We start from the raw sequence: 6,314 nt of genomic DNA on the forward strand, positions 1-6,314 counted from the left end.
ATAATGAACTATGGAAGGTATTATGAAATAAGAACATACCAAAAGAATTAAGACCAAAGGTACCAAAAGAAATTAATGTATTTGTGAAGAAATACACTTTAAAAAGAAGATTATCTGCAACTTCTTTCTATGTTTTTGAAGGTGAAGAAAGAGAGAAGATTGTTGAAACTTTGGAGGCATTTGCTTGAGCACAAAATAGTTTTAGGATTTTAAGAGGTTACAATGTCCTCGTTTTCTAATTTGGTACTGTTTTTGTATAAAAATTCGGGATCGATGTCTAAGCCATTACTCCATTCAATAGTATCAAATGATACTCTTACCGATTTAAAAATTTTTTCATCTTTTAAATCTTTAAATAGTCCTTTATCTAAGTAAGGCTTCATATCAAATATTTTTTTCTCTTTGTTATCGAATGTCAAAAGTAATTTGTAATTTTCTAAAGGTTTTACTTCTATTACTCCAATATACATTTATATCACTCCTATCGTATAGGATCTATAGGTAAAGGTAATTCTCCCTTCATTGCAAGATTCCAATCTGATAATAATTCTTCTTTTCTCAATTCTGCCCAAGCTAATACAATTTTTAATTGTTTTTTTGGTAAATTTCCTTCTATTAATTCGCAAGAATTTATATCTATTACAGCTTTGAATTCACCATAATATGCATGAATTAGAATTTTGAACTACTAATATAAATAACTAAGAATAATTTGCTTACATTGAAAATGCCCCCTGTTTTAACTCAAAATCTTCTCCTTATCTTTTTCTGCATAAAATAAGGCTAATATTCCTGAAATTACAAAACTAATGAATAAAACAGTGAAAACTAAAAAATCTAATTGAGGAAAGTTTATTGCAATTATTACTCCAAACATGATAGCAATAGTGAAGATAGAAGAAAATTTATCAGATCTATACCAGATACTATAACCTTCAACTAAAATATAGGCAGTAGTCCATACGACAGCGGCGATAGCAAATAAAAGATAACTCCATCCCCCTATTATGATTATCGCTGGTAGTGAAAGAAGAAGAATAATCGTTCCAATTAATCCCCCCGTTAATCCTCTGATCAACAAAATTGCCCTTGCACTTGAGATAACTAAAAAATAGTCTATTAACCCTTTTGATTTGTCTATTCTTCTAAATCTATCTGATTGAATAAATAAGGGTACTGTTACAATTAAAAGTATGGGAAGGTAATTTAAAAAAGACAAACCGATATATTTTGAGATGAAAAGTAATATATATATAACAAAAGAAATTGTTATAACAACAAACCAAAGTGTTTTATTTAATGATTTAATCTCTAACCAAAAAATATATTTCATTGTTTAATCACCGCTTTTTCTTTATCCAAAAACACTACAATTAAGATGTCTATCATAAAAAAAATTAAAATGGAAACCAAAGTAAAATGAATCCACGAAATGTCTATTTGTCTGATAAGCTGTAAAAAAGGAAGTATGATAATAGACAGCAAAAAGAATATTGAATAGATAATCCCGTAGACCCATTGTACTTTTAATGAGAAAAGTAGGTAAGTAGAATTACTCAAAGCAATGAGGAAACCTAGCACAAATGGTATTAATAAAATGTAGAAAAAAACAATTAGAGTAAAAGATTCTTTAAAAATAAACAACATGATTAAAGCAAGTACTAATGAAGTTGGAATAACAAAAAAAGTTGACATTAAAGCTCCGAAAAGACTAACTGATAATACATAACCATTAGTACTTATTGGCATAGCTAAAATGTAATCAAACAGTTCTCTTTTCCAATCTTCTTTGAAATTAGTTGCAGAACTTGCCACAAATAGAGTAGAACTGATTAGAAAAAAGAATAATCCATTCCACGGGTTTGAATCATCTAATAAGCTCAATAATATAGAAAAGAGGAAAAAAATAACTATATAAATAACACGAAAGACCTTATTTAAATTAGGAGTCTGTTTAAATTTTCTAATATTACGTTTAAATTCACGCCAAAATATAGCTTTAAACATCTCTTTTTTTCTCCTTTCTATAAACATCTTCAAGAGTTGTTTGTACTTTGTCTATACTTTTTATTTCTATATTTTCTTTAGAAATAACATTTATAACATCAGATATCTTCCCTGCCATAAGTCTTATGAAAATCCTTTTTTCTTTAGACTCATAAGAAGTAAAACCATACATCTCTAAGGATCTTAATAATGAGTTTGGTGCTTCATCGTTTATAATTATCTGATAATCTTCACTCTCACTTTTTAAAATATTTTCTATTGAATCCATTTTCACAATCTTTCCATTAAAAATAAGAATAACCTTATTACATATTTGCTGAAGCTCGTATAGGTCATGAGAACTTATCAACATCGGAATTTTAGTTAAAGTAAGCTCTTTGATAAGGTCTCTTACCAGAAGTTTTCCATCTACATCTAACCCACTTGTTGGTTCATCCATTATTATGGCTTTTGGCTCTCTTAGGAATAAGCGTGCAATAGTTAACCTTTGCTTCATACCCCTTGAAAATGTTTTAACAAGTTTATTTCTAACGCCGTAAAGCTCAACCTTTTTAAGAATGTTGTCTATATTATTAACTTTTGCATGATATACCTTTGAATAGAATTTAAGATTTTCATAAGCTGTTAGATCGTCATCCACCCCTGGATGATCCAATACAAAATCGATCTTATTTCGAGCGTTCAAACTTGAATAAGGATTTTCGCTGAAAACTTTTACTTCACCAGCAGAAGGTTTCAGAAGTCCGAGTATAAGTTTTATAGTTGTCGTTTTTCCAGCTCCGTTTGGTCCTACATAAGCAATAACATCCCCTTCTTGTATGTTGAATGAGATGTTATCTAAAACCTTTGTTTTTCCAAACTTTTTTTCAACGTTATTGAGAAAAATCATCAAACCACCTACCTTTATAAGGCTCCCTTCTTGCAATATATTTCCTAAATAAAAAAGCTCATTCTTTTTTTAGCATATTTCAAAATAAAAGTTAAGAAATAAAACCTCCATCCGTCAATGTTATACCTATGCTTTTAGATTATATTTCCAAGGTATGCAGGTATGCAAGCGTTATGTGACATTATGAAGTCAAGTGGCGACTATGTAAGCAGTACAAATAAAATAATTGGATTTGTATATTTTAAAATAGACTTTACGGTAGAAAATGTTTATTATCAATATTTGTATATAATGTTAACGATGATAACATTACTAATATATTCAAAGTCAAAAATATAGGAACATATGAACCTGTAAAAATCAATATAATCATTGTACTTAAAACTACTAATGCAGAGATAATTTTACTGTAATTTTCAAATTTGAAATACAATAACAATGCAAATCCATTATATATAAAAAATAGTGAAATTACCAAAAGCAGTGTAAATAACACTTCGATATTAAATGTAATATTGTTCAAATATGCAATAAGTAATAGCAAAAATATATTAGTAAAAAAATTACAGAAACTTCTTTTTATTATGATTAAATACTCTATCAATATCACTTCATATTTATTCAAAACACTCGATAATAAGTACTCAAATAAACCTGTTTCTCTCTTATTCTCTATATAAAAAATATTTAAACCAGCTGCAGATAAAGATAAGAATGTAAAATAAATTAATATGTGCCTGAAATTAATAGTAAAAGTAGGTATACTAATTGTGACTATAGCGTATAAAACTATTATTATAAAGGCATATATTATATTTCTCAATAAACTAACTGATTTTTTATCTTCATAGGTATAAATTATTTTATAATAATGTAGCAATTTTTTCATACACTTTTCCTCCTGCTACGCTTTATGTAGATAGGATATATTCTTTTAAAACATTGAATAATTTGATCTCATAGTTGAAGTATAAATTACTATTACTATCTTGAAATAATTATAATTGACACATCTGCTGTTTTTCTTTTTCTCTCTGCAATAATCAAAATTAATAAACCCAGAATAAAAATAATAAAGCAGATTAATTCAAATCTAAATACCACTTTTATTAACTTTGGTAAATACATAAGTATTAATAATGCGAATAAGTTAAAGATACTTGTGTTATTGATATATTTCGAAGGATTCATAACTATATTAAGAGAGACTATATATGAAAAAGAAGTAGCAAAAGACCATATTATTAATGTCATAATATAAAATATCAATGATGTCCAATTTAAGGTTTTACTAAGGTACAGAGCTATTACTAAATAAATTAAAGGGAAAATAATGTAGAGCATAATCACTATAGATTTTGAAAGGATAAATTCTTTAAAATTAACCCCTATTGACATTAAGTATTCAAATCCCCCATTTAGGTGTTCTCGATAAAATTCATATGCAGGCAAATATATAATGATGCTATTTATAATTATTGCTGGAAGTACTAATGAATAATAAGCTAACATGGAAAGGTTAGGTGAGCTTTTATATAAATAATACATGCTTAAAGCAATGGCAGCAAACAAAAAATGTATAAATAAGTAAATTATTTTAACACTATTTACAGAAGTCAATATCTTTATGTCTTTAAATATGAGCCTTTTTAGCATTATTGACACTCCTTGTATAATTTTTCAATATAAGTAGGTTCAAGAGGATAATCTATTTTTTGTTCTTTAACAATGTGTCCTTTACTTATTATTCCTATCTTAGTACAAATCTTGCTCAATTCATATATGTCATGTGATGATATTATAAATGTCATATTTTCTGTTTTATTTCTATCAAGTATATAATTTATAAGCCATTCTTTAGCTTCGATGTCTAATCCACTAAACGGTTCATCCAAAACAGCCAAATAAGGATTATTTAAAAATACTCTAGATAACGATAATCTTTTTTTCATTCCTTGTGAAAAAGTTGACACCTTATCATTTTTTACATCAAATAGTTTTACTTCTTTCAATAATTGTGAAATTTTTTGATCCTTATTATTAATATTATATAATTTAGCAAATAATTCTAAATTATCTAAAGCAGAAAGGCTTTCATATAGGCTATCTCGATGAAATAAATATCCTATCTTTTTTTTATCTTGTATTTTGCTATTTTTTATGATCTTACCGATGTTTGGTTTGAATACTTCACTGATTATTCTTATCGTTGTTGTTTTTCCTGACCCATTGGCCCCTAAAAAACCATAAATATTTCCCTCTTCTACATTCATGTTGAGATCGTTTAAAATGCATTTTTTCCCTAAATAAAAATATATTTTTCCAGCTTTAACATTTTTCATCCTCCATTTTATTTAAAAGAAATGTACCAACATGGTAAATCTTTAAAACAAGTCTTTTTTAATAATGGGTGAAAATCTTATAGTTTTAATATTGTTTAACATTGCAAAACCCACTATATCCTCGATTTTATCTTTGTCGATAGTTCGGAAGGGAATATTTATAAATACTTCATAATTTAAATCTTTTAATATTTTGAATGGATAGGTTTATATCTTGTATGGCTCTTATTTCTTTCTTTTTTACTTTGAAGATCTTCGTTAGGTTTTGTGTTTTTATCATTTCCATAATATCATCCCTTCATTCATACCTTAAAACCTCTACAGGCTTTAATTTGGCGCTTGATTGGCTGGATATATTCCAAAGAATAATCCAACTCCTGTATTGCTATTATGGTCATCACAACCCCTACCCCTATTATTATTCCAAGCATTGAGAGAAATAATTTATTATAAAAAAGCACTCTCAGTGATTCTTTAAATATTTCCAAGTACACTCCCCTCTACAAATCCTTTTTTCCTCTAAATTTTTGATATCTTAGAAAATTAGACATTTTGTTCACTCCAATTGTTTGGCTTTAACATCAAATTTATCGTTCTATTGCATATATCATTAAAATAGTCGGAATGGTCTATTATTATGCATATTTTTTCACATAATTCTGTATCTATAAATGTTTTAATTAACTCTTTTGTTTCTTTATCTAAATGTGCAGCCGCTTCATCAAAGATAAATAAATCGGAAGAATCTGATTTTATAAGTGCTCGCGCTATAGCTACTTTTTGTATTTCTCCTCCAGAAAGCTTTACCCCATTTTCCCCTACTAAGGTCTTATCCTTTAAAGGAAGGTTATCTATAAACTGCTTTAACCCAGATTTTTTTAGTGCTGTCTCGTATTTTTCCTCACTTACGTCTCCTGCTATTTTTATATTGTTCTCTATAGTATCGTTGAATAAGAATATTTTCTGTGAAACTATTGATATTCTACTTCTTAAAGATCTTTTTGAAAGTTTTTTCAAGTCTATAGAATTTATTAAAATTTCACCGTCATAATTGTCATATAAACCTAATATCAACC

The 6,314-nt window shown here is 27.4% G+C and carries 9 protein-coding genes; all 9 read right to left on the minus strand.

The annotated features are described in order from the left end of the window. Nucleotides 1-209 precede the first annotated feature (209 nt). Entirely contained in the window at nt 210-470 is a 261-nt protein-coding gene (locus tag PW5551_RS03745; RefSeq protein WP_113074474.1) for a DUF2442 domain-containing protein, read from the minus strand. A gap of 11 nt (nt 471-481) precedes the next feature. Next, entirely contained in the window at nt 482-679 is a 198-nt protein-coding gene (locus tag PW5551_RS10795; RefSeq protein ID WP_113074475.1) for a DUF4160 domain-containing protein, read from the minus strand. Between the two features lie 60 nt (nt 680-739). After that, nucleotides 740-1,333 carry a hypothetical protein gene (locus PW5551_RS03755; RefSeq protein WP_113074476.1) on the minus strand — a complete coding sequence of 198 codons (594 nt, stop codon included), beginning with the start codon at nt 1,331-1,333 and terminating at the stop codon, nt 740-742. Next, entirely contained in the window at nt 1,330-1,884 is a 555-nt protein-coding gene (locus PW5551_RS03760) for a hypothetical protein (protein WP_233488423.1), read from the minus strand. The genes PW5551_RS03755 and PW5551_RS03760 overlap by 4 nt, the downstream gene beginning before the upstream one ends. A 115-nt stretch (nt 1,885-1,999) precedes the next feature. Then, the gene (locus tag PW5551_RS03765) at nt 2,000-2,896 is read right to left on the minus strand and encodes an ABC transporter ATP-binding protein (RefSeq protein ID WP_113074478.1); all 897 of its coding nucleotides are present in this window, start codon (nt 2,894-2,896) and stop codon (nt 2,000-2,002) included. A gap of 253 nt (nt 2,897-3,149) precedes the next feature. Further along, nucleotides 3,150-3,785 (minus strand): hypothetical protein, encoded by a 636-nt coding sequence (locus PW5551_RS03770; protein ID WP_113074479.1) that lies wholly within the window; start codon nt 3,783-3,785, stop codon nt 3,150-3,152. 95 nt (nt 3,786-3,880) lie between these two features. Then, nucleotides 3,881-4,552 carry a hypothetical protein gene (locus tag PW5551_RS03775; protein WP_113074480.1) on the minus strand — a complete coding sequence of 224 codons (672 nt, stop codon included), beginning with the start codon at nt 4,550-4,552 and terminating at the stop codon, nt 3,881-3,883. Further along, nucleotides 4,552-5,238, minus strand: a complete 687-nt coding sequence (locus PW5551_RS03780) for an ABC transporter ATP-binding protein (protein ID WP_113074481.1) — start codon at nt 5,236-5,238, stop codon at nt 4,552-4,554. Before PW5551_RS03780 ends, PW5551_RS03775 begins: the two co-directional genes overlap by 1 nt. A 543-nt stretch (nt 5,239-5,781) precedes the next feature. Further along, a partial coding sequence (locus PW5551_RS03790; RefSeq protein ID WP_146738322.1) for an ABC transporter ATP-binding protein occupies nt 5,782-6,314 on the minus strand: 533 nt, incomplete at its 5' end.

It is taken from the genome of Petrotoga sp. 9PW.55.5.1 (assembly GCF_003265365.1).
Taxonomy (GTDB): Bacteria; Thermotogota; Thermotogae; order Petrotogales; family Petrotogaceae; genus Petrotoga.